Origin of the sequence: Bacteroides mediterraneensis (assembly GCF_016900355.1) — a bacterium.
Taxonomy (GTDB): domain Bacteria; phylum Bacteroidota; class Bacteroidia; order Bacteroidales; family Bacteroidaceae; genus Phocaeicola.
On record NZ_JACJKA010000005.1, the window covers coordinates 12,571 to 31,885 of the forward strand.

General features: G+C 49.0%; 19 protein-coding genes. 11 read left to right on the plus strand and 8 right to left on the minus strand.

Annotation, left to right across the window (positions count from 1 at the left end; all coding sequences use genetic code 11):
• Positions 1 to 17 precede the first annotated feature (17 nt).
• Entirely contained in the window at positions 18 to 791 is a 774-nt protein-coding gene (locus H6A28_RS04600; RefSeq protein ID WP_239465261.1) for an arginase family protein, read from the minus strand.
• Positions 792 to 1,025: 234 nt separating this feature from the next.
• Between H6A28_RS04600 and H6A28_RS04605 the strand changes: the two genes are divergently transcribed.
• Complete coding sequence (locus tag H6A28_RS04605) at positions 1,026 to 2,066, plus strand: DUF4468 domain-containing protein (RefSeq protein ID WP_204475870.1); 1,041 nt, start codon at positions 1,026 to 1,028, stop codon at positions 2,064 to 2,066.
• A gap of 162 nt (positions 2,067 to 2,228) precedes the next feature.
• Here H6A28_RS04605 and H6A28_RS04610 read toward each other — a convergent pair whose 3' ends face one another.
• Positions 2,229 to 4,523, minus strand: a complete 2,295-nt coding sequence (locus tag H6A28_RS04610; RefSeq protein ID WP_204479091.1) for a bifunctional dihydroorotate dehydrogenase B NAD binding subunit/NADPH-dependent glutamate synthase — start codon at positions 4,521 to 4,523, stop codon at positions 2,229 to 2,231.
• A 341-nt stretch (positions 4,524 to 4,864) separates the two neighbouring features.
• Here H6A28_RS04610 and H6A28_RS04615 point away from each other — a divergent pair, with 341 nt between their 5' ends.
• The 10 genes from H6A28_RS04615 to H6A28_RS04655 all read left to right on the plus strand — a co-directional run bounded on the left by H6A28_RS04615 (position 4,865) and on the right by H6A28_RS04655 (position 13,291).
• Positions 4,865 to 5,143 (plus strand): tetratricopeptide repeat protein, encoded by a 279-nt coding sequence (locus H6A28_RS04615; RefSeq protein WP_204475872.1) that lies wholly within the window; start codon positions 4,865 to 4,867, stop codon positions 5,141 to 5,143.
• A gap of 14 nt (positions 5,144 to 5,157) precedes the next feature.
• On the plus strand, positions 5,158 to 5,388 hold the full coding sequence (locus H6A28_RS04620) for a 4Fe-4S binding protein (protein WP_204475873.1): 231 nt from the start codon (positions 5,158 to 5,160) through the stop codon (positions 5,386 to 5,388).
• A gap of 32 nt (positions 5,389 to 5,420) precedes the next feature.
• Positions 5,421 to 6,503 carry a 3-methyl-2-oxobutanoate dehydrogenase subunit VorB gene (locus tag H6A28_RS04625; RefSeq protein ID WP_204475874.1) on the plus strand — a complete coding sequence of 361 codons (1,083 nt, stop codon included), beginning with the start codon at positions 5,421 to 5,423 and terminating at the stop codon, positions 6,501 to 6,503.
• 45 nt (positions 6,504 to 6,548) lie between these two features.
• Complete coding sequence (locus H6A28_RS15300; RefSeq protein ID WP_262483167.1) at positions 6,549 to 6,677, plus strand: hypothetical protein; 129 nt, start codon at positions 6,549 to 6,551, stop codon at positions 6,675 to 6,677.
• A gap of 21 nt (positions 6,678 to 6,698) precedes the next feature.
• Complete coding sequence (locus H6A28_RS04630; RefSeq protein WP_204475875.1) at positions 6,699 to 7,472, plus strand: thiamine pyrophosphate-dependent enzyme; 774 nt, start codon at positions 6,699 to 6,701, stop codon at positions 7,470 to 7,472.
• A 14-nt stretch (positions 7,473 to 7,486) separates the two neighbouring features.
• Positions 7,487 to 8,029: a 2-oxoacid:acceptor oxidoreductase family protein gene (locus H6A28_RS04635; protein ID WP_204475876.1), complete on the plus strand. Its 543-nt coding sequence runs from the start codon at positions 7,487 to 7,489 to the stop codon at positions 8,027 to 8,029.
• Positions 8,030 to 8,202: 173 nt separating this feature from the next.
• Positions 8,203 to 10,290 carry a putative porin gene (locus H6A28_RS04640; protein ID WP_204475877.1) on the plus strand — a complete coding sequence of 696 codons (2,088 nt, stop codon included), beginning with the start codon at positions 8,203 to 8,205 and terminating at the stop codon, positions 10,288 to 10,290.
• Between the two features lie 5 nt (positions 10,291 to 10,295).
• Positions 10,296 to 11,114 carry a transporter substrate-binding domain-containing protein gene (locus H6A28_RS04645; protein WP_204475878.1) on the plus strand — a complete coding sequence of 273 codons (819 nt, stop codon included), beginning with the start codon at positions 10,296 to 10,298 and terminating at the stop codon, positions 11,112 to 11,114.
• Positions 11,115 to 11,126: 12 nt separating this feature from the next.
• Positions 11,127 to 12,116, plus strand: a complete 990-nt coding sequence (locus H6A28_RS04650; protein ID WP_072542950.1) for a Gfo/Idh/MocA family protein — start codon at positions 11,127 to 11,129, stop codon at positions 12,114 to 12,116.
• A 14-nt stretch (positions 12,117 to 12,130) separates the two neighbouring features.
• The gene (locus H6A28_RS04655) at positions 12,131 to 13,291 is read left to right on the plus strand and encodes a DUF4421 domain-containing protein (protein ID WP_345944492.1); all 1,161 of its coding nucleotides are present in this window, start codon (positions 12,131 to 12,133) and stop codon (positions 13,289 to 13,291) included.
• A 64-nt stretch (positions 13,292 to 13,355) separates the two neighbouring features.
• Here H6A28_RS04655 and H6A28_RS04660 read toward each other — a convergent pair whose 3' ends face one another.
• From H6A28_RS04660 to H6A28_RS04685, 6 genes are all read right to left on the minus strand, one after another.
• Positions 13,356 to 14,969 (minus strand): OmpP1/FadL family transporter, encoded by a 1,614-nt coding sequence (locus H6A28_RS04660; protein ID WP_204475880.1) that lies wholly within the window; start codon positions 14,967 to 14,969, stop codon positions 13,356 to 13,358.
• A gap of 25 nt (positions 14,970 to 14,994) precedes the next feature.
• The gene (locus H6A28_RS04665; protein ID WP_204475881.1) at positions 14,995 to 16,218 is read right to left on the minus strand and encodes a hypothetical protein; all 1,224 of its coding nucleotides are present in this window, start codon (positions 16,216 to 16,218) and stop codon (positions 14,995 to 14,997) included.
• A 129-nt stretch (positions 16,219 to 16,347) separates the two neighbouring features.
• On the minus strand, positions 16,348 to 17,220 hold the full coding sequence (locus H6A28_RS04670; RefSeq protein WP_204475882.1) for an EamA family transporter: 873 nt from the start codon (positions 17,218 to 17,220) through the stop codon (positions 16,348 to 16,350).
• A gap of 9 nt (positions 17,221 to 17,229) precedes the next feature.
• Complete coding sequence (gene bioD / locus H6A28_RS04675; RefSeq protein WP_204475883.1) at positions 17,230 to 17,880, minus strand: dethiobiotin synthase; 651 nt, start codon at positions 17,878 to 17,880, stop codon at positions 17,230 to 17,232.
• Between the two features lie 18 nt (positions 17,881 to 17,898).
• On the minus strand, positions 17,899 to 18,648 hold the full coding sequence (gene bioC / locus H6A28_RS04680; protein WP_204475884.1) for a malonyl-ACP O-methyltransferase BioC: 750 nt from the start codon (positions 18,646 to 18,648) through the stop codon (positions 17,899 to 17,901).
• Positions 18,633 to 19,301 carry a DUF452 family protein gene (locus tag H6A28_RS04685; RefSeq protein ID WP_204479092.1) on the minus strand — a complete coding sequence of 223 codons (669 nt, stop codon included), beginning with the start codon at positions 19,299 to 19,301 and terminating at the stop codon, positions 18,633 to 18,635. The genes bioC and H6A28_RS04685 overlap by 16 nt, the downstream gene beginning before the upstream one ends.
• Positions 19,302 to 19,315: the final 14 nt, after the last annotated feature.

Consider the following 19,315-nt stretch of genomic DNA (forward strand, 5'->3'; position numbering starts at 1 on the left):
TTGGAAACGGGATTTTTTTATTCCTGAGGTCGGTTTCGCCGAAAGAAGTCCAACAACTCCTGATTCGCCCTGCTGTCGAGCGCCACTTCCTGATTTTCCTTGAATATATCCAGTGTAGTGGAGCACTCACCACAAATGTCAATGCCGATTACCTGTTCATGATGTAACACCACAGACAACAGCTGCTCCAGCTCTGGAAGCGAAAGCAGTCCCTGGTCCCAGTTGGTAGCAGCGGAGCGAGCATCCAGCACATCCTTGTCAATCGACAGGTAGACCGGACCTTCTACATGCTGGGCCGAGAAACGTTTCCAAGCCTCTTCATGCGAAAGTTCGTGCTCACCATAAAAAATCACCCGGTCACGATACGTCTCCGGAATAGCCTCTTTCAATTTCTCCGAAACCCCGACTAAAATAACCTTCCGCAAATAAGGATTGGTGTCCATCACATCCTTCACCCATCCTCCGCAAGAGATGACACCCTCGAAGAGAGGAGGTTGCATATCCGGATGATGGTCAAATACCACCAAGGAAAAAGGTTTTTGAAGCTTATCAGTCCAAAACTTCGTCAGATAATGATAATTACCCGAGTCGATGAAATGGATAGCCTCCGCCGGATAATCTGCCATCAACTGCTTCAGGGCTTCTGCACTCTCCCTGTCACAATAACATTCCGTACCCTCCAGATGCGTACAATCCAGCCATATATAGTTCCGGTCATGAGAAAAACGCTCCCACTTGTACACATTCGTAAAATTCATAATTATCACTCGTCCGGTATTTGTCGTACTCATATTATTCACCATTTTTACTCTGTGGAAATTCCACAAATTTCATACCTTTACCCGCATCCACACTCAAGACTTCGGCTTGCCGACCTATAAATGTCAGAATGACAGATTCCCGTAAAAAAATGATAAGAAACCTGATTCGTGCATGCAGCAGAAAAAAAAATACCTATCTTTACGAGCAATATGTCAGGAATGACTATATTCACCAAAAATAAAATATAAACCATTATACCAATCATGAAAAAACTATTATTCATTCTATTGGCCTGTTTGCCTTTATTGGGAATGGCCAAAGATAAAAAAGACAATTCAGATCCCAAGTACTTGGCTGGAGCCATTACACTGGAAGACGGGAAAGTAACCTTCACCCATGACATCAAGGCCCCTTCCCTCTCCAAAGAACAACTCTACCAGCAAATGCTCGACTGGGCCAACGAGCGTTTCAAACCTGAAGACAAACTGCAAAGCCGGGTGGTCTACACCAACGAGCAAGAAGGTGACATTGCCGCTTCAGCTGAAGAATACATTGTATTCTCCTCTTCTGCCCTTTCGCTGGACCGCACCCGTATTTATTACCAATATCTTATCCATGTAGATAACGGTATTTGCCACATGACCATGACCCGTATCCGTTACTGGTATGATGAAAACCGTGACGGAGGACAGAGATACACGGCCGAGGAATGGATTACCGACGACATGGCACTGAACAAAAAGAAAACCAAACTGGCTCCTATCTGTGGAAAGTTCCGCCGCGAAACCATTGACCTGAAAGACCAGCTTTTCCAATCGGCTACCGACGCATTGGGACAGAAAGTACTGGCCAACGAAACCGCCACACCCACTGTAGTACCAGCACAAACTCTAACTCCAGCCCAGAATGGCGAACTGAAAGAAGTGAGTGCAACAGACCTTTCTGCCAACTGGAGCAGCCAGCTACAGAACGGACGCATCACCCTGACCGCCAACGAAGAAGAAATCGAAATCAAACCGGAAAACTGGGGCGGATTCGGAAAACTATTTAATAAGAACGTGGCCTACCTGCTGATTGCACAAGACCGCATTGCACTCAGTGCCCTGATGGAACAGTGCACCGAATACAAGCTTACCTTCTATGCCCAAGGAAGCACCCAGCCGGCAGCGGTCATTGAATGCAAGAAGTCCATGAGCCAGAAAATGACGGCCGACGACTTAAAATCACTGAATATCCAGGCAGACAGCAACAAATCGTACACCATGTATACCGGTGAAATCACCCGTACTTTGCTGCGTCAGTAACCCCATCAAAAAACGCCCTTGCGTTTGATCCAAAACACAAGGACGTTTTACTTCAAACGCTTTGACGTTTTATCTAAAACGCAAAGGCGTTTAAAAGAAAACGCAAGGACATTTTTTCCCAAACGTCCTTGCGTTTTTTTATGAGCTATTTTTCATGAAATATCAAGCCTTCTGAAGCTGACGATTCATGGCTGCCGCGGCACGCCGTCCGTCACCCATGGCCAGAATCACGGTAGCTCCACCTCGCACAATATCTCCTCCCGCATAGATGGTAGGGATAGACGACTGCATGTCTTCGTTCACCGCAATGGTTCCCTTGCGGCCCAACTCCAGCCCCGGGATGGAATGAGGCACAATCGGATTCGGCGATACGCCCACACTGACAATGGCCATATCAATGTCCAGTGTCACCGTAGCCCCTGGAATAGGTACCGGACTGCGACGGCCAGATGCATCGGGTTCACCCAACTCCATTTTTTGCAATACCACTTGTTTTACACGGCCTTTTTCGTCGGCAATGTATTCAATCGGATTGTGCAAGGTTAGGAATTCCACGCCTTCTTCCTTGGCATGTTTCACTTCCTCCAGACGGGCCGGCATTTCTGCTTCTGAACGGCGATAAATAATCATTGCCTTTTCTGCTCCTAACCGACGAGCGGTACGCACGGAGTCCATGGCGGTGTTTCCACCTCCAATCACAGCTACCCGCTTACCGAAGGTCACCGGAGTATCAGAATCTTCACTGGCCGCATCCATCAGGTTCACACGGGTCAGGTACTCGTTAGACGACATGATGTTGATAGAGTTCTCCCCCGGAATATTCATGAAGTTAGGCAATCCTGCACCTGAAGCCACAAAGATTCCCTTGAAACCTTCGGCCTCCAGTTCTTCCACACTGAGGGTTTTCCCGATGATGCAGTCCTTCACAAAGGTCACTCCCATCTTCGAAAGGTTTTCAATCTCCACATCTACAATCTTGTTAGGCAGACGGAATTCCGGAATACCGTATTTCAGCACCCCGCCAATCTCATGCAAGGCCTCGAATACGGTCACATCGTATCCCATCTTGGCCATATCGCCTGCGAACGACAAGCCGGCAGGACCTGAACCGACCACCGCCACCTTGATGCCGTTCTTGTCTGCGATTTCAGGCACCGAAATCTGTCCGCTTTCCCGTTCGTAATCGGCAGCAAAACGTTCCAGATAACCAATGGCCACTGCTTCATGCCCCATCTTCAAATGAATACACTTCGACTCACACTGCTTTTCCTGTGGGCAGACACGTCCGCACACGGCCGGAAGTGCGCTGGTTTTCTTCAACGTACGGGCCGCTTCTAAAAACTCTCCCCGCTCAATGTTCTTGATGAAGCCCGGAATGTCAATACCCACCGGACAACCTTCCATACAGGAAGGATTGGCACAATCGAGGCAGCGTTTGGCTTCCGTGAGTGCCTGTTCCTCGTTCAGTCCCAAGTTCACTTCCTCCTTGCGGCTGTGTGAACGATACTCCGGGTCGAGTTCGTTCATCTTCACCCGCGGAATCTGCGTACGTTCTTTCGGCTTCATCTGTTTGCGCAAGGCCTCACGCCAAGCTGCATCCCGCCCGGAAACCGTCGGTTCCGCCTCACACGTCGCAGGATGCTCGTCCAACTTGTGGATTTCTTCCCGTTCAATATCTTTGAAAGCCCCCATACGCTTGAGCATCTCGTCAAAATCCACTTGATGGCCGTCGAATTCCGGACCGTCCACACACACGAACTTCGTCTTTCCTCCCACGGTGATACGGCAGGCACCGCACATGCCTGTTCCATCCACCATAATGGTATTCAGGGATACATCGGTCGGGATATCGTATTTCTTTGTCAGCAGGCAGACAAACTTCATCATGATAGCCGGACCAATGGCAAAGCACTTGTCCACCTTCTCGCGCTTGATGACCGCTTCCACCCCTTCCGTCACCAGTCCTTTCTGTCCGTAAGAACCGTCGTCGGTCATGATGATTACTTCGTCGGAACTTTCCCGCATTTCCTTTTCCAGGATAATCAACTCTTTGGTACGTCCAGCCAGCACGGTGATTACCCGGTTGCCGGCAGCTTTCAAAGCCTGTACGATAGGCAACATCGGAGCTACTCCCACTCCTCCTCCGGCACAGACCACCGTTCCGAAATTTTCAATGTGAGTGGCCTTTCCCAGCGGACCGACCACATCCGTAATATAATCACCTACATTCAATTCACATAACCGAGTGGACGAAAGTCCTACCTCCTGCACTACCAGCGTAATAGTACCTTTTACCGGATCAGCCTCCGCAATGGTCAGCGGCATACGCTCCCCTTTTTCCCCCACACGGACAATCACAAAATGTCCGGCCTTGCGTGATTTGGCAATCAAGGGTGCCTCAACGACCAGCTTAAAGACTTTTTCGGAAAAATGTTCCTTCTGAAGAATTCTGTTCATGGTTTTATCTGATAAAGTTAATTATTAGTTGTTCCTTTTATAAATAAATTACCACAAAGTTAAAAGAAATAACAACACTTTCAAAGATTTTCCAAGCTTTCAATAAGATTCTGACAAGAAGTCAAAAACACATCTCTATCTGTTCCCAGCCGACAGATAGTTAATTATGCATCTTTTTCAAATGTAACGAAAATAGGAGGCAAATAAAACAATGATTATCAATTCAATACGATTAATCAAAAAAATTTTTTCCAGAAAAAAATGCTATTTATTCCGCAAAAATGACTCTTGTACAAAATTAAAGACTATCTTTGTAAGGTTACAATATGATATAAAAGCTCATGAATGAACGACTGAATCACATCAGACAACTGATAAATGAAGGAAATGTAGATACCGCTATATCCTGCCTGAATGATTTAATCCTCACCGCTTCCTCACCCATGCCGGAAGCTTATTATCTTCTGGGGAACGCCTTTCGAAAGAAAGGTGACTGGCAAGGTGCGTTGAACAATTACCAGGAAGCAATCTCCTTGGATCCGGACAGTCCGGCCGCAGAAGCCCGAAGCATGATGATGGATATACTGAACTTCTATAACAAAGATATGTTTAATCAATAAGAATATAAAGAACTATGGCTAAAATGAAAGGAGTGGTTGTAGTAAACACAGAACGATGCAAGGGATGCAACCTATGCGTGGTGGCTTGCCCGTTGCACGTACTGTCACTCACCCCAAAAGTTAATCAAAGAGGATATACTTATGTACAGCAGGTAGTGGAAGATACCTGCAACGGATGCTCTTCGTGCGCCATTGTGTGCCCGGACGGATGTCTTACCGTATATAGAGCTAAATGTGAAGAATAAAAAAATGCCCAACAAGCAAAACCTAAGAAATTATGGCAGAAGAAGTTGTTCTTATGAAAGGTAACGAAGCTATAGCCCATGCCGCCATCCGTTTCGGCGTGGACGGTTACTTCGGTTACCCCATCACTCCCCAATCTGAAGTATTGGAAACGCTTGCCGAACAGAAACCATGGGAAACTACTGGAATGGTCGTACTCCAGGCAGAAAGTGAGGTAGCAGCAATTAATATGGTGTATGGAGGCGCTGGTAGCGGAAAAATGGTCATGACATCCTCCTCCAGCCCCGGTGTCAGTCTGAAACAGGAAGGTATCTCCTACATTGCAGGAGCAGAACTTCCGTGTCTGGTGGTCAACGTCATGCGTGGCGGTCCGGGTCTGGGTACTATCCAGCCGAGTCAGGCCGATTATTTTCAGACTACCAAAGGCGGCGGACACGGTGACTATCACCTCATCGCACTGGCTCCAGCTTCCGTACAGGAAATGGCCGACTTTGTAGGACTGGCTTTCGAACTGGCCTTCAAATACCGTAATCCGGCCATGATTCTGGCCGACGGTGTCATTGGACAGATGATGGAGAAAGTGGTTCTCCCGGAATTCCGCCCCAGACGTACCGAAGAGGAAATCCTGGCACAATGCCCGTGGGCTACCACTGGCTGCAAAGGGCGCAAACCGAACATCATCACTTCACTGGAACTGGATCCGGCAGTAATGGAACAGCGTAACTTGCATTTGCAAGCCAAATATGCAGAAATCGAGGAGAAAGAAACCCGCTATGAGGAACTGGATGCAGAAGATGCGGAATACTTGATTGTAGCTTTCGGTTCATGCGCCCGTATCGCACAGAAAGCCATGGAGCATGCCCGCGAAGAGGGAATCAAGGTCGGTTTGTTCCGCCCGATTACCCTGTGGCCGTTCCCGAGCAAGGCGCTGAAAGAAAGAGCCAAACAGGTGAAAGGTATCCTGACCGTGGAACTAAACAGCGGACAGATGATTGAAGACGTCCGCCTGGCCGTGGAATGCAAGGTGCCGGTAGAACATTTCGGCCGTTTGGGAGGTATCGTTCCCGACCCGGACGAAGTAATCGAAGCCATTAAAGAAAAACTGATTCAGAAATAAATTATGGATACCGATAGAATAAGAGCCGTCTTAAACGTATTGTTTATGATTGGAGCGCTGATTTCCGTAATACTCTACTTCACCTTGGGAGATGACAAAACCGTATTCTTCTACGTATGCGGTGCTTCTCTCTTTCTGAAGATGATGGAGTTCGTGTTCCGTTTCTTTCTATGATAACCTACAGGAGAACCTATTATGACAAAAGAAGATATAATCAAACCTGAAAATCTGGTTTATCAGAAGCCTCGGTTGCTGAACGATAACCCGATGCACTACTGTCCGGGATGCAGCCACGGAGTAGTCCACAAACTGATTGCCGAAGTCATCGACGAAATGGGTATGGCCGAGAAAGCCGTCGGAGTAAGTCCGGTGGGATGTGCCGTATTCATGTATAACTACCTGGACATCGACTGCCAGGAAGCCGCACACGGACGTGCGCCTGCCTTGGCTACGGCCATCAAGCGCCTTTGGCCCGACCGTCTGGTATTCACCTATCAAGGCGACGGTGACCTGGCCTGCATTGGTACGGCAGAAACCATCCATGCATTGAATCGTGGTGAACACATTGCCATTATTTTCATCAACAACGCCATCTACGGTATGACCGGCGGACAGATGGCTCCGACCACACTGGTGGGCATGAAAACTTCTACCTGTCCTTACGGCCGTGTACCGGAAATCCACGGTTATCCACTGAAAATGACTGAAATCGCGGCCACTTTGGAAGGAACAGCCTACGTGACCCGCCAGTCCGTACAGTCAGTTGCCGCTATCCGTAAGGCCAAGAAAGCCATCCGCAAAGCTTTTGAATGCTCCATGCAGAAAAAAGGCTCCAGCCTGGTAGAAATCGTATCTACCTGCAACTCCGGATGGAAGATGTCACCCGCCGATGCCAACAAATGGATGGAAGAACATATGTTCCCGTTCTACCCACTGGGCGACCTGAAAGATACTACAGATATTAAATAATCACTCGCATACCTATGAAAGAAGAAATTATCATCGCAGGATTTGGAGGACAAGGGGTACTTTCCATGGGAAAAATCCTGGCATACTCCGGGCTGATGGAAAACAAGGAAGTGACCTGGATGCCTGCCTACGGTCCCGAACAGCGCGGAGGTACGGCCAACGTCACCGTCATCGTCAGCGACGAACGTATCTCTTCCCCGATTCTCAGCAAATACGATACGGCCATCATACTGAACCAGCCTTCGCTTGCCAAGTTTGAAAACAAAGTAAAACCAGGCGGCGTACTGATTTACGACGGCTATGGCATCATCAATCCTCCGACTCGTAAGGACATCCACGTATACCGCATCGATGCCATGGATGAAGCCAACGAACGGAAAATGGCCAAGACCTTCAACATGATTGTGTTGGGCGGTCTGCTCAAGATACGCCCCATCGTATCTATCGACAGTGTGATCAAGGCACTCCGCAAGACCTTGCCCGAACGCCATCATCACCTCATTCCGATGAACGAAGAGGCTATCAAAATCGGCATGGAAATCATCAAGGAAGTCTGATTCTCATCGGAAACTGATATAACTTAAAAACGGAAAGGCTGCAAGGAAATTTATCAATCGAATTTCCATGCAGCCTTTTGTTTGCCATACACTTTCCGAATCCACCAAACTTCCCTACTTTTTGAAAGGCACAACCGCCCGTTTTCGCTTTTTTATTGTATCTTTGCCCCATTATGAAGAAAGTACTTTTTACAGCCATACTCCTGTTTCTGTGCGGCACATTATTTGCTCAGAACACCATTTCACAATACGGACAAGGAATGTCTGCCACCGGAATGGATAATAACAGGTATGACCGGAATGGAAACCCGATAGATACAACTGCCGTCATCGATGCCAGCACCGTACCGGTAGGACTGAGTGCCTGGAAAATTGACACTCGCTTCGGCGAAATGACCCCGGTTCCCATAGATACTCTACAACACGGATTCCAGAACTCCAACGACACGGGAGGTCCAACCGGACACTATACATACTTAGGAAACCTCGGCGCACCGCGTATTTCGCATGTGTTTTTCGAACGGAAAGAGAGCAGCCAGTTCTTCTTTACCGATCCGTACGACTTCACCGTGAGAAAACCGGAGGACGTGATTTATACCAACACCAAATCACCGTTTACCAACCTGACTTATTTCAAACAAGGTGGCGGACGCAACGGAGAGGAACGCTTCAAGGCCTATTTCGCCGTCAACGTGAACAAACGACTGGGATTCGGTTTCGATATCGACTATACCTACGGGCGTGGTAAGTACGACAGCCAGTCTACTGCCTTGTTCAACGGCAACCTTTTCGCTTATTACCATGGCGACAAGTACGACATGCATTTCAGCTTCATCAACGACAATCTGAAAGTGGCCGAGAACGGAGGTATCACGGACGACCGTTACATTACCAACCCGCTGGAAATGGCTGAAGGAAACCGTACGTATGAAACCTACTCCATTCCGACCAACCTATCGGACATTTGGAACCATAACACGGGATATCACGCCTTCCTGACCCATCGCTACAATTTAGGGTTCTATCGTGACGTGACGACCGAAAACGATACCATTACCAAAACAGAGTTTGTACCGGTCACCAGTTTTATCCATACGGTCAACATGGACATCAACCGGAGAAAATATATTTCTTACAATACAGACCAGAACGAGGAATATTTTGAACACAACTACTTAGGAAAAGACTCGCTGGATGTCACCAAGAACTTCTCCATCAAGAATACGGTGGGTATCGCCCTGCGGGAAGGTTTCAACAAGTGGGCCAAAGCTGGACTGACGGTGTTTGCCAGCTTCGAACACCGTAACTTTACCCTGACGGATACCATTACGGGAACAGCGGGCCGACGTATTCCTACCAGCCACAAGGAAAATGTGGTATCCATTGGCGGTCAGCTCATCAAATCGCAGGGAAAGACCTTGCACTACAATGTGCTGGGTGAAATCGCCATGATTGGAGAAGATGCAGGACAATTCAGTGTAGAAGGACAAGGTGACCTAAACTTCCGCCTGTTCAATGATACAGTGCGCTTAGAAGCCAATGCCTACATCAAGAACCTGAACCCGACTTTCTACTATCGGCATTTCCATTCCAAGCACTATTGGTGGGACAATGACCTGAGCAAAATCATGCGTACCCGTATTGAAGGAAAACTGAGCATCGACCGCTGGCGGACACAACTGAAGGCAGGAGTGGAAAACATCACCAATTACACCTATCTTGACAATACGTCGGTAAAATACACGAACTCCAATGATGTGACCAGCTATAAGAATAACATGGCCGTCAGTCAGTATTCCGGAAGTATCCAGGTATTCAGTGCTACCTTACGGCAGGACTTCAAATTAGGAATCCTGCACCTGGATAATGAAATCACCTACCAGAAGACCAGCAACGAAACCGTATTGCCCTTACCGGAACTGGTGCTTTACCATGATTTGTATATCCGGTTCGGACTGGCCAAGAAGGTACTCCAAATTGAAATGGGAGCCGATATGCGTTACTTCACACAATATTATGCTCCCGATTATGCACCGGCCATCGGACAGTTCTATCTGCAGAATCCAGATACTCGCTACAAAGTGGGTGGCTATCCGCTTATCAACGGATACATCAACCTGCATCTGAAACGTACCCGTATCTTCGTGCAGATGTACAATCTGCTGCAACGTACCGGCGAGAAGAGTTACTTCCTCGCTCCCCACTACCCGCTCAATCCGCGTATCTTGAAAATCGGTATTTCATGGAACTTCTTTGATTAACGGCCATGAAAAAGAACAAGACTTATTATCTGCTGGGCGGCTTTATCCTTCTGCTGGTAGTCATCCGCCTCTGCTCCCATTCAGAGCCTCGTCCGGAATTCACACCACGTGACTATCCCGACATCCTCCGTTCAGGAGTCTTGCGGGCAGTCACGGAGTATAACACCCTCAGTTACCATGCCGACAAGGACAGCGTCTCCGGGTTTGATTATGAATTGCTGAGTGCCTTTGCCCAAGCCAAACACCTGCAGTTGGAAGTCACTCCCGAAATGAGCTTTGAAAAACGGCTGAAAGGTATTGCCGAAGGAAAATACGATTTGATTGCCACGGGGACTGTGATTACTACCCGCTCCAAAGATACCCTGCTTTTCACCCATCCGTTGTGGCTGAGCAAGCAAATCTTAGTACAGCGCAAACCGGAAAAAGGAAAAGACAGCCTTTATATCCACAACCAGCTGGAATTGGGAGGGAAGACCTTGCACGTAGTCAAAGGTTCACCGGCTTTGCTGCGCCTGCACAACCTTATCAATGAAATAGCCGATACCATCTATCTGCAGGAAGTAGACCAGTATGGCCCCGAACAACTCATGGCCATGGTTTCCGGAGGTGACATCGACTATGCCGTCTGCGACGAAAACATCGCCAAAGGCAACATCGCATTGTATCCCAATCTGGACATTGATACCGATATCAGTTTCACTCAGTTTTATGCATGGGGAGCGCCTAAATATGCCCCTATCCTGCTCGACAGCCTGAACAGCTGGCTCGACCAGTATATGAAGAGTGAAGACTATCGGAATTTATATAAAAAATACTTTCATTAAAACCACTCATCTATGATCAAACTAGATAAAGTAAACTGGGGATTCATCGGATGCGGTGAAGTCACCGAAAAGAAAAGCGGTCCGGCTTTCAACATGATTGAAGGCTCCAAAGTGGTAGCGGTCATGAGCCGTGAAGAAGAAAAAGTCAAATCCTACGCCATACGCCACCAGATTCCCCGGTGGTACACCGACGCGCAAGAACTGATTGGCGACGAAGATGTGAATGCCATCTACATCGCTACCCCTCCGTCCTCACATGCCACCTTTGCCATCATGGCCATGAAAGCCGGGAAACCGGTCTACATCGAAAAACCGATGGCTGCCAGCTATGAGGATTGCGCCCGTATCAACCGTATCTCCAAAGAAACGGGAGTGCCTTGCTTTGTAGCTTATTACCGCCGCTACCTGCCCTATTTCCAAAAAGTACGGCAACTGGTCGACGAAGGAGAAATCGGTAACGTCATCAACGTACAGATCCGTTTCGCACAACCCCCTCGGGCCTTGGACTACAACAGCAAGAATTTACCGTGGCGCGTGCAACCCGATATTGCCGGAGGAGGTTATTTCTACGACCTGGCTCCACACCAGCTGGATTTATTGCAGGACATGTTCGGCTGTATCCTCGAAGCGGAAGGATACAAGAGCAACCGCGGCGGACTCTATGAAGCAGAAGATACCATCAGTGCCTGCTTCAAGTTCGATTCCGGCCTGCCGGGTTCAGGTTCTTGGTGCTTCGTGGCACATGAATCGGCCAAGGAAGACCGTATCGAAATCATCGGTGATAAAGGCATGATCTGTTTCTCCGTCTTTACCTACGACCCGATAGCCCTGCACACCGAACGCGGACGCGAAGAGATTCTTCCGCCCAATCCGCCTCACGTACAGCTACCGCTGATTAAGGCCGTGGTGGAACACCTGCAAGGAAAAGCAGTATGTACCTGCGACGGCATCAGTGCCACACCCACCAACTGGGTCATGGACCGTATTCTGAACAAACTATAAACTTCTTTCATAAGGTGAAATACCTTTCCTTGTTGACCATACTGCCTTCGTTTCTTCTCTATCCCGCCTATGGAAAGGCACAAGTAGAGAAGCGAGACAGTGTGGCCAATACGGAACCTGCTCCCGTTCCATCTTCGCGTCCCTTATTGGGCAGTCTGACCCATGACATTGTACGCTCTATCAAGTTCACCGGACAAGAAATCAAGAAAGTCGGCGTCAAGCTGAACACGGTAGATACCACCTACATCTCTCCCAACAAATATAACCTGGCTTTCATGTTGGAACAAAGTTCCTGGTATGAGCACTACCGCCTGGGAAGCAACGACGGACAAAGCCTGAGCTTCGCACCCAACATCAATACCAAGTTAGGCGTGTATTTCGGATGGAGATGGATTTTCTTAGGAGTCTCTTTCGACATCAGAGACTTGCTTGGAAAAGGGAAGAACAAGGCTCCCCGAAAAGAATTTGTGTTCAACTTGTACAGTGCCAAATTCGGTGTCGATCTCTATTACCGAAAAACGGGAAGTGACTTCAAGATCTCTTCCTACGAGAAGTTCAATCTGAGCAAGGACTACACGAACACCCCGTTCAACGGCTTCCAAAGCGACATCAAGGGACTGAATGCCTACTGGATTTTCAACCACAAGCGTTTCTCCTATCCGGCCGCTTACAGTCAGTCGACCAATCAACGGAAAAGCTGCGGCTCTTTACTGGCAGGATTCTCCTACTCACAGCACAACATTTCGTTCGACCATACTCAACTGCCTGATGAAATAAAACAGCAGTTGAATCCCTCCCTGCAATTCCACAGCCTGCGTTATACCGACTACAATCTTAGCGTGGGCTACGGCTACAACTGGGTATTCGCGAAAAACTGTCTGCTGAATGTATCCCTACTCCCGGCCATTGCCTATAAGAAATCACGTATCAACGACCAACCTACCCAAAGCGGTACCAGCTGGGCACAATGGATCAGAGACATCAATTTCGATCTGATTACGCGGGCCGGTATTACCTGGAACAACAGCAAATACTATGTGGGAGCTTCGCTGGTGCTCCACACCTACAACTACCGCAAGCCCACCTTCTCCATCACCAATTCCTTCGGAAGTCTGCGCGTTTACATGGGATTCAATTTCTGGAAAAAGAAAGAGTACCGTGAAAAAAAAGAATAAAAAAAGGAGCCGCCCCTCAAATTAAAGCAACTCCTCTATTAAATAAAACAAACACAATGAACGCTTAGAAATGAACGCCCAGTGTCAGCAACACCTGGTGACGTTCGTTGGTGACCTTAGTGGCTGGCAAAGCCTCATCACTGAACGCATAAAAATCAGACTTGTACACGTTGTATTTGTAAGCCAGGTCCGTATAAAACCATTTTCCTCTATAACCTAAACCTGCGGTCACCGTATTGCGTGACAAATCATTCATATATTCCGTATCTGTACGCATATCGTTTGCATTCAACGATTTATATGCTCCATCTTTGAAAGCCGATGTAGAATAATTGTAACCGGCCCGTACGCTGAAAGCTGAAGAAATGCGTGCCTCCAGTCCCACACGTACCGTGTGCTGTCCTTTCAGAATAGACTTGGTGTACTCATTCTGGTTCTCCATCGGAGTCCCGTCGTTATAGTACATCCGGCAAGCGTTATAACCGGCATATTCATATTCTGCCCCCATAGCCAAGAAACTGCCTACCGTAGTTCCGGCACTTACATTGAATTTCCACGGGGTCACCAAACGATAATCCTGAACTGATTCTCCTGCATAATCAATCGTCCGCTCGTCTGCTTTGAACTGCGTATTATCAGCTTCATTGGCAAACTTGTAATTCAGTTCCGAATAAAGTTCAGCAGAATAGGTATCAGTCAGCGAGTACCAGGTGGGTGTATGAATGGCCAGACCAAAACGGAATGGAGAATCTTCTATCGGACGGAAAATGGCCCCAAACTTCAGATTCAGTCCGGTCCCTTCTGTACGATACGCATTCCGCAACTCATAATATCCTGAATGATTGCCATCATATACATCCTCTGTATAATACGTACTGCGCGTATAGTTCACATCGTTCACACCCAAGGTGATTCCGAAATACATCCGGTCTTCCACATTAAAGGCCACATTAAAATCGTACTGGTTGATACCACCTTCTTCCCGACTGCGGAATCCGTTAGCATTTCCGTTCCATCCCATCGGCATTTGAACAGTACCTCCTTTTCCATCCTCGAAGGTACCCACTCCAACCAGTTCCGACCGGACACCCATCACTCCCAAATACGGATAATTGGTATTATAATAAGGGTTCGAAAGACCGCTGTGTCCTTCTACTCCATAATTATAAATATCATCCATCTCACTGATGGAGTAAATAGAGCCTGCTACCATATTGGCCAGCTGCTGCGTCTGGGATAAACCATTCAACATACCTCCTGCCGCAAACTGACGGTTAAAATTCTGACTCTTATGATAGTTGAATCCAAAGTTCAGGTAACGGAGCGTCGTGCGGTTACCAATCTTTGTAGAGTACACAAAACCAATCTGGTCAAACGAAGCCTTATTCCGTTTGTCATTCATCACACTTCCATTAAAGTCACTCTCTGCCTTTGTGGCATTCATGCCAAATGACGTAGCCACCTCATGGCCTCTGAACAAACCGATACCCGCCGGGTTGGTGCCGATCACTGAAATATCTGCACCCAGCGCACTCATGGCTCCACCCATTCCGACAAAACGGGCCGTTCCGTTCAACTCATCCCCCGCATAGCGGGCCGCATCATAAGCAGTCTGTGCCATGGCCTGTGCACCGCACAATAATGAACAGGCCACTGCATACATGTATTTCTTTTTCATCTTCAATCTCCTTTTAGTTACACATTTATCTTCTGCGTGCGCCGCCACCGCCGCCCGTACTTATTCCTCTGGATCCGCCGCCACCCGTAGTAGAACGGTAGCTACCGCCTCCAAAGTTACTATAACTTCTGACAGAAGAATTGGTACGTGAATTATTGAATCCATTATTCATCCGGTTGCTGTTGTTCTGGTTCATCCGGTTAAACACATCCGTATTACGATAAGAATTCGGGCGTGTACTGCTGGGACGAGAATAAGTAGATTCACCCAAACCTTGTGACGGACGGGTATATCTTGTGCCTGTACTGCGCACTCTGGAAGCACCATCCGGACGGATAGAACGTATTCCATCGGTACCAGTCACAACACGACCACCCGTTCTACTATTACGGTCCAGTCCACCCATTACACGACCGCCCGTTCTGCCGTTACGGTCAAACACAGAACCCACGGTACCTCTCCGTACCACCTGCTCTGCACGACGGTTATTGTAGGTATAGGAATGTCCTTGATAAGCACCTCCTCCCCATCCATAATACGGGTAATGGTGATGCCATCCGGGGCCCCAATAACCACCCCAGTAACCTCCCCAATAGCCACCCCAGTAGCCACCGTACCAGTAAGGAGAATACCATGGAGAGTACCAACTATAATACCATGGAGAATACCATCCCCAGCCCCAACTTGGTCCGGCAATGCTCCAGTTCCATCTCCAGTCCCACCACATCGGGTTGCTGTAAGTCGGGAAAATGTATGCATACAAGCCATCGTCATACACGTTCCAATCCCAAGATGGGAAGGCACCGTACACCACGTCCCAATACAACGGACTGCTTACCGGAATGGCGTAGCGCGGACTCCGGAAACGGACAATTCGCATGGCGTACTCATAATCATCCTGTGAACCTTCAAATCCGTTCACCCATTCTCCCCGCTCTCCATACGGTTTTTCCTGTATGTAAAGTGTATCGTTCTGCATGGAGAACGTATTCTCCCGTGAAGTATACCGACGGTTGTACTCATCTACATCACGTGTATTTCCAGCTGCATCTTTCACCACCACTGGAGTGGAAGAAGACAATGTGGAATATGCCGTTGTCCCCTGATTCTGCTTCGGGGCCACTACGGTCTCCTTCTTCGTTTCTGCCTTTTTCTTGGGCACGAAGTAAAGGTCGTCGTTACTCTGGGCCGCCATAAAAAGCGGTAAACTTGCCCATATCAACGAAGCAAATACTTTCAACTTCCTCATAGTTCTATCTTTTAACGGTTTTACCTTTTTATTCTGGTACAAAAATAGGAAGATATTTCTCCCCGTCAAGCAGGAAATCCCTATTTTGAGATAGGGATTTCCCTAAACTTGTCGGTTGAGCAAAAAAATTCAATGTTTCTTTTCCGCCCAATAGACTCCGCACAAAATGCAGGCAGCCCCCACAATCGCACAAAGGCTCAGTTTCTCTCCCAGAATACACATGGAAGCAACCAGCGTGACCAGCGGTCCCAAGTAGATGTAGTTGGAAGTCCGCACCACTCCGATTTTTTTGAGTGCCACGTTCCAGACGACAAAGCAGACCAGCGAGGCCACCAAAGCCAGGAACAACAGGTTCATCCAAACCGGCGGCTGCACCAGAATCTCTGCGTTCAGCCGGAAATGATAAACCGCGAACAGCGGCAGGATGGTGATAATTCCATAGAAAAACACTTTCCGGGTGATGAACGACACCGGATAACGCCCCGAAAGCTGACGAATCACCAGGCTGTAGCACGCCCACGAAAACGCCGCACACAAGGTCAGCAAGTCGCCCCACGGAGAGACCTGTACCCCGTGCTGCCCCTCGAACACAATCAGGGCCACGCCGCACAAGGCCAGTGCCGAACCGCCAAGCAATCGTCGGGTAAGCCGTTCCCCTTTATAAAGCGCCGACGAAAGCAACGCCGTCATCAGAGGAGCCGTACACAACAGAAAGGCCACATTCGATACCTGTGTGATGCCCAATGCCGTATTCTCCGTATAAAAATACAGCGCACCTCCAAAGAAGCCGCCCAAAAGCAGCAGACCTTCATCCCTCCAGCTATCAGCCAGCAACCGACGGGGGGAAATCACCCAGACACCCGCATACGCAATCAGGAAACGATAGAAAAAAATCTCGTGCGGATGCAGTCCATGCTGAATCAACACCTTGGTGGAGATATACGTCAATCCCCATACTGCGACCACCAAAATGGCCAGCAGGTGATAATATCCCAGTTTCACTATTTCCCGTTATTTGTCACCCAGAAAAGGAACCACTACAAACTCTGCCTCCGGATAGTCCCGTTTCAGCAAGTCACGCATATACGCTTCGGTATCGCGGCGGATAATCTCATCATCTTCCTCCGGAAAGAGGTTGTAGGCCAGCGTGTGCAGACGGATGCCCCGGCGGCTCATCGCCTCCAGGCTCAACAACGTATGGTTAATGCTTCCCAGCCGTCCGGAAGTCACGAACACCAACGGATACTGTTTCTGCGCCACGTAGTCAATGGTCAACAAGTCGCGCGTCAAGGGAACCATCAGTCCCCCGGCCCCTTCCAGCAGCACCGCATCGTAGCGTTCGCTCAGGGTTTCCGTCGCCCGTTCAATCTTGCCGAAGTCAATCGGACGCTTATCAATCTCTGCAGCCAGATGCGGAGAGCAGGGATAAGAATAAATCTCCGGCATCGTCAGCCGTTCCTTGTCCTCCGGCAGCAAACCGGTACCCATAATCCGACGGTGCAGCTCGATGTCCTCCGACAAGTCCATGTTACCCGTCTGAATCAGTTTTTCCGTAATGGTGCGGATGCCCCGCTCGTTCCATGTCTTAGCCAGATAAGCCGTAGCATAACTCTTTCCGATGTTCGTATCGATGCCACTCACAAAATATACATTCTTTTTCATTCTCGTATAGTTATTATTCTATTTTCTACATATCATATAAATGGGATGAAAAGTCAGGTACACCCTGCCCCGTTCATCCGAAAACTGCCGGGTATATTCCCGGCAAAACTCCTGCAGCCTGCCCCGTGTCCAGGCCTGTGCCGCCGTGCCCGTCACTCCCGTCTCTTTCAGGTGCCGCAACACCTCCAGCGGGGAAGCGAACGACAGGCGCAACTGCTCCTCGTGGGCATACACTACCTCGTAACGGGCGGCCAGCATCTCCCGCAGTGCCTCCAGCGACGGATACGATAGCCCAGCCGAAGCCAACGTCGCCACCTCCTCCGTGTTGTGAGGGCCGAAAGTACTGAAAGCCAGGTAGCCCCCCTCGTGCAGCAGCCTTCGGCATCCCGAAAAGAAACGCGGCAAATCGTCGAACCACTGCACCGCCGAGCACGACACAATCAGGTCCTGTCCTGACGGAAAAGCCAGTGTCTCCGCATCCTTCGCCATGAAATGCACCTTTTCACCCAACACATCCGCCAGATAAGGTTCCACTTCCGGACAAAGGTCGTTCAGCCACATTTCTTCCGGTGCAGCCTGCTGCAAGTACATCCGCGTGAACATGCCCGTGCCACAGCCTATTTCCAGCACCCGTTCCTGTATGTCCGAAGGAATGTAACGACTGGTCAGTTCCGCCATCCGGGATGCCACGTAACGCTGCACGTCAGCCTTGTCCAGGTAAGTGCCCACGGCCTTCGCAAAACGCCGACTAATCAGGGTCTTGTCCATAAACTACTTTCTCCGCTCAGCAACTGCCGGAACAGCTCCTCGTCATAGTGTTCCACGTCTTTCTCTTCCACCGGTACGCCCTGCCACGCTTCCCGCTGGTTCTGCGGTGGAAAAATCTTATCCGAGGTCCCGACAATCGCCTTGTCCCAGTCCCACTTCCACGCCGGACGGGCCTTCACCATTGTCCATTCGTCTGCCAGTTCCTGATGCAAGTCGTCCAACGTCCGGTAAGGGTGATGTGCCAGAAAAGCTTTCACCTGCGCCGCCGACCCGCAAATGCGCCGACGGAAACGCACCAGCACCGGTTCCGAGAAATTCTCCAGCGTTCCCCGGAAGATGGCTTCCGGAATTCCTTTGGTATCATGGATAGGATAAGGTGTCCCGTTCACAGCCAGCCTCATTCCATAAGGATAATCTTTCCCAGTCAACGTCTGGCAGGCCACCCATACGCCCATGGACCAAGCCAGGACCCGTATCTCCTGATAACCGTCCAACAGGCTGTAGTCAAAGTCCATATTCTTGTAATCAAAACACAGCAAGTAATCGCACCCTTCCGGGACCGGACTGCCAAACAGGTTTTCGTCTGACCCCCAGCCCGCAAAGAAAAGCAGCAACACCGGGTTTCCTTCTTTCTTGATAAACAGTTGTTTCATTCCTTCAATTCTTT

Excerpts from the sequence above, each read along its gene's own strand:
- H6A28_RS04600 (WP_239465261.1), bottom strand. The coding sequence starts at position 791 with ATGAGTACGACAAATACCGGACGAGTGATAATTATGAATTTTACGAAT.
- H6A28_RS04605 (WP_204475870.1), top strand. The coding sequence starts at position 1,026 with ATGAAAAAACTATTATTCATTCTATTGGCCTGTTTGCCTTTATTGGGA.
- H6A28_RS04610 (WP_204479091.1), bottom strand. The coding sequence starts at position 4,523 with ATGAACAGAATTCTTCAGAAGGAACATTTTTCCGAAAAAGTCTTTAAG.
- H6A28_RS04615 (WP_204475872.1), top strand. The coding sequence starts at position 4,865 with ATGAATGAACGACTGAATCACATCAGACAACTGATAAATGAAGGAAAT.
- H6A28_RS04620 (WP_204475873.1), top strand. The coding sequence starts at position 5,158 with ATGGCTAAAATGAAAGGAGTGGTTGTAGTAAACACAGAACGATGCAAG.
- H6A28_RS04625 (WP_204475874.1), top strand. The coding sequence starts at position 5,421 with ATGGCAGAAGAAGTTGTTCTTATGAAAGGTAACGAAGCTATAGCCCAT.
- H6A28_RS15300 (WP_262483167.1), top strand. The coding sequence starts at position 6,549 with ATGATTGGAGCGCTGATTTCCGTAATACTCTACTTCACCTTGGGAGAT.
- H6A28_RS04630 (WP_204475875.1), top strand. The coding sequence starts at position 6,699 with ATGACAAAAGAAGATATAATCAAACCTGAAAATCTGGTTTATCAGAAG.
- H6A28_RS04635 (WP_204475876.1), top strand. The coding sequence starts at position 7,487 with ATGAAAGAAGAAATTATCATCGCAGGATTTGGAGGACAAGGGGTACTT.
- H6A28_RS04640 (WP_204475877.1), top strand. The coding sequence starts at position 8,203 with ATGAAGAAAGTACTTTTTACAGCCATACTCCTGTTTCTGTGCGGCACA.
- H6A28_RS04645 (WP_204475878.1), top strand. The coding sequence starts at position 10,296 with ATGAAAAAGAACAAGACTTATTATCTGCTGGGCGGCTTTATCCTTCTG.
- H6A28_RS04650 (WP_072542950.1), top strand. The coding sequence starts at position 11,127 with ATGATCAAACTAGATAAAGTAAACTGGGGATTCATCGGATGCGGTGAA.
- H6A28_RS04660 (WP_204475880.1), bottom strand. The coding sequence starts at position 14,969 with ATGAAAAAGAAATACATGTATGCAGTGGCCTGTTCATTATTGTGCGGT.
- H6A28_RS04665 (WP_204475881.1), bottom strand. The coding sequence starts at position 16,218 with ATGAGGAAGTTGAAAGTATTTGCTTCGTTGATATGGGCAAGTTTACCG.
- bioD (WP_204475883.1), bottom strand. The coding sequence starts at position 17,880 with ATGAAAAAGAATGTATATTTTGTGAGTGGCATCGATACGAACATCGGA.
- bioC (WP_204475884.1), bottom strand. The coding sequence starts at position 18,648 with ATGGACAAGACCCTGATTAGTCGGCGTTTTGCGAAGGCCGTGGGCACT.
- H6A28_RS04685 (WP_204479092.1), bottom strand. The coding sequence starts at position 19,301 with ATGAAACAACTGTTTATCAAGAAAGAAGGAAACCCGGTGTTGCTGCTT.